General features: G+C 69.4%; 3 protein-coding genes. 2 read left to right on the top strand and 1 reads right to left on the bottom strand.

Going from position 1 to position 3,069, the window contains the following annotated elements; genetic code table 11:
• The coding region (locus tag ACFR9S_RS08385) for an ABC transporter substrate-binding protein (RefSeq protein ID WP_379818417.1) at window positions 1-1,789 on the top strand (1,789 nt) is incomplete at its 5' end.
• Between the two features lie 159 nt (window positions 1,790-1,948).
• Here ACFR9S_RS08385 and ACFR9S_RS08380 read toward each other — a convergent pair.
• Window positions 1,949-2,653, bottom strand: coding sequence for a diphthine--ammonia ligase (locus tag ACFR9S_RS08380; RefSeq protein WP_379818416.1), 705 nt, complete (start codon window positions 2,651-2,653; stop codon window positions 1,949-1,951).
• 101 nt (window positions 2,654-2,754) lie between these two features.
• Here ACFR9S_RS08380 and ACFR9S_RS08375 point away from each other — a divergent pair.
• Window positions 2,755-3,069, top strand: a 315-nt coding sequence (locus ACFR9S_RS08375; RefSeq protein ID WP_459077194.1) for a DUF7504 family protein, incomplete at its 3' end; no start/stop codon positions are given.

Raw genomic sequence — 3,069 nt, 5'->3', positions numbered from 1 at the left:
CGGCTGTACCGGCGGCGACGGCACCGAGTCCTCAGACACGCCGACGACGACGGCGGGGAACGCGTTCGGCACCGAGGAGCCGACGGCGACCGACGGGGAGCTACCGGAGGTACGCGGGACCTACCGGACGGTGACGGCGGGCCGCGTGAACACGCTCAACCCCCTGTACAACCGCGCCGGGGGCGCGGGGACCATCATCGGCTACGCCCTCGACGGCGGCTACACCTACCGGCCGGGCAACGAGCGGTTCGACCAGCTCTACGAGCTGTCGTCCGACCGCGGCGAGGTGTGGACCGCGTCGGTCCGGGACGGCCTCGAGTTCAGCGAGCCGTACGGGCAGGTGACCGCCGAGGACTTCGTCTATCAGGTCCGACAGCTTCACCAGTCCGACTGGGCGGCGACCGCCGCCGCGAGTAGCTGGCCCGACTCGGTGACGGTCGAGCAGACCGGGGAGCTGGAGTTCCAGATCGAGCTCGAAACCCCGAACCTCCTCTACCCCGAGACGCAGGACCCGTTCCTGTACCCGGTCCCGAAGGCGCTACTCGAACCGTACGTCGCCGAGAAGGACGAACAGGGGCTTCAGCAGGATCAGGAGCTGCTCACGCTGGCGTTCACCGGGAACCTCGGCGCCTACACGCTGGAGGAGTGGAACCGGGGGAGCAGCCGCGTGTTCAGCCGGAACGACAGCTACTACCTGCGGGACGTCGAGGACGCCCCCCGAGCGTTCGAGAAGGCGCCGTACTTCGAGCGGCTCGTCTCCGAAGTCGTGCCCGAGCAGTCCTCGCGGGTGGGCGCACTGGAGGCCGGCGAGACCGACAGCGCCGGCGTCCCGCCGAACCAGGTCTCCCGGCTGAACGACCTCGACAACGTCGACGTGGAGGTCGTTCCGCAGCCGTACAACGACGTACTCACGTACAACATGCGGGACAACGGCTGGAACGCCGGCCCCGGCAACCTCTTCCGGAAGACGGCGTTCCGGCAGGGGCTGGCCTGCGCCATCGACAAGCAGCGGATGGTCAAAGGGATCCAGCGCGGGTACGCGAACGTCGAGCACACGTGGCAGCCCCGCTGGTCGCGGTGGTACCCCGACGAAGAGGAGATCACGAAGTACGGCGTGGGCGAGCTGTACGGTCCCGAACCTACCCGGGAACGGATCCGTGAGGCAATCGCCGACACCGACTACGAGTACGGCGACGAGTACCTGCTGAACCCCAACGGGTCGCGGTGTCAGATCGACCTCTACTACAGCGCCGGCAGCAAGCTCGAACGGAGCAAGGCGCAGTTCATCGCCAGCGAGATCGAGGCCAACGCCGGCATCGTCGTCGAGCCGGAGGGGATCGACACGACGACGTTCAACACGGGCTACTGGCAGCAGGAGGTCCCCGACAACCCCGACGACTACGAGTGGTCGAACGGCTCGTTCAACGCCGGGCCTCGGGAGGTCACGAGCGCCAACGCGTGGGACATGGAGATCGTCTGGGGGCTGAACACCTACCCGCTGAACCCCACGACCGCGAGCATCTTCTTCGTCAAGGACGACTCGTACAACCCGTACGGCTACTACCCCGACTGGGACGCCAAGGGGCTGTTCGAGGAGGCCCGGGCCGCCGGGAGCGAGGCGGAACTGCAGGAGACGCTCACGGAGATCTTCCGGCACATCACCGAGGATCAGCCGATGGGGATGCTCTCGTTCCCCTCGGACACGATCGGCTACGCCAGCGACATCGAGGGACCCAGCCGGACGTACTTCAACGGCTGGGACTTCCCGACGTGGCACCGCACCGAGTGAGGCGCCCGGCGCGGTAGCCGGAAGTCAGTCGTCCGACGGCGCGACCGTCGGTTCGGTCGTCGACGCCTCGGGGTCGACCCCCTTCTGACTGGCGTCCCACTCCGAAATCCCGTACACGACGCCGTACAGCAGGCCGACCCCGACCGGGAGCGGGACCAGCTACTCCAACCAGGCGTCCTCGACGACGATGTGGCCGCGGGTTCCCTCCCACTCGGTCGTGAACTCCAGTTCGATCCGGCGGTCCATGTGGGGACCGTCGACGACGAACGTCTCGAACTCTCCCCCCTCGCCGAGGATGTGCACGCCGTACTCGTCGTTGAGCGCCCGGAGCTCCGCCAGCGCGTCGGCGTCGAGCGTCCGGCCGAGCCACGACTCGTCCAGCCCCGCGGCCGCGACCTGGACGATCCTGATCTCGAAGCCGGCGTCGAGCATCTCCGTCGCGAGCGTCTCGGGGTCGCGCTGCCACAGCGGCGCGAACAGGTCGATCCCGAGGCGGTCACAGAGGCCCTCGATCCGGGAGGTCTGGTACTCGCTCTCGACGGCGCCGGCGGTGACGCCCGTCAGGTCGCCCTCTGCCGCAATATCCCGGAGTGCGGCCTCCAGCGGTTCGATCTCCGCGTCGCCCTGTGCGCCCGCGTCGGGCACGTCGTCGGCGCCGAAGTCGTCGGGTTCGACCTCCACGAGCGGCAGGCCGACGCTCTCGGCGGCCAGCCGCGCGAGGTGTGTCGCCGGCGTGTGGTACATGTACGAGTCGCCCGCCGGGTGGACCGTCAGCAGGCGTTCCACGTCCAGCCCTTCCTGCTGGGCCCGGTACAGCGCCCACGAGGAGTCCTTCCCGCCGGAGAACAGGCTCACCCAACTCATGGGCGTCACCAGCCGGTCCGAGAACATACGGGCACCGGTTCGCCGGCGGTTTCAGCCCGAAACGGGGCGAACTTTTTCACCTCGGGGGCCGATCGACGCGTATGAGCAGTCCGGTCAGATCGGCCCGGGGTGAAGGCGGGGGGCTCCGGGAGACGTTCCGCGAACTCAAACAGCGCGGGCCGCAGGTGCTCGTCACCGGCGACGTGCCGGAGGCGGTCTCCCGGCGGGCGACCCGGCGGCTGTTGGGCCACCCCGACGAGGAGCGCCACCGCGTGTTCGCACTCACCGACGGCGACGCCGCGGCCGAGCGGTGGTTCCCCGGGGACCGCACGCCCGCCGACGACCGGGCGACGCTGATCAGCGGGGGCGAACTCCGCAGCAGCGCGGTCGTGGGCGCGTCGGCCGGCCGCGACGGG

Origin of the sequence: Halolamina salina, assembly GCF_042678005.1 — an archaeon.
In the GTDB taxonomy this organism is placed as follows: domain Archaea; phylum Halobacteriota; class Halobacteria; order Halobacteriales; family Haloferacaceae; genus Halolamina; species Halolamina salina.
Note: the sequence above shows the minus strand (reverse complement) of the source record. Positions and strands in the feature narration are given on the sequence as shown.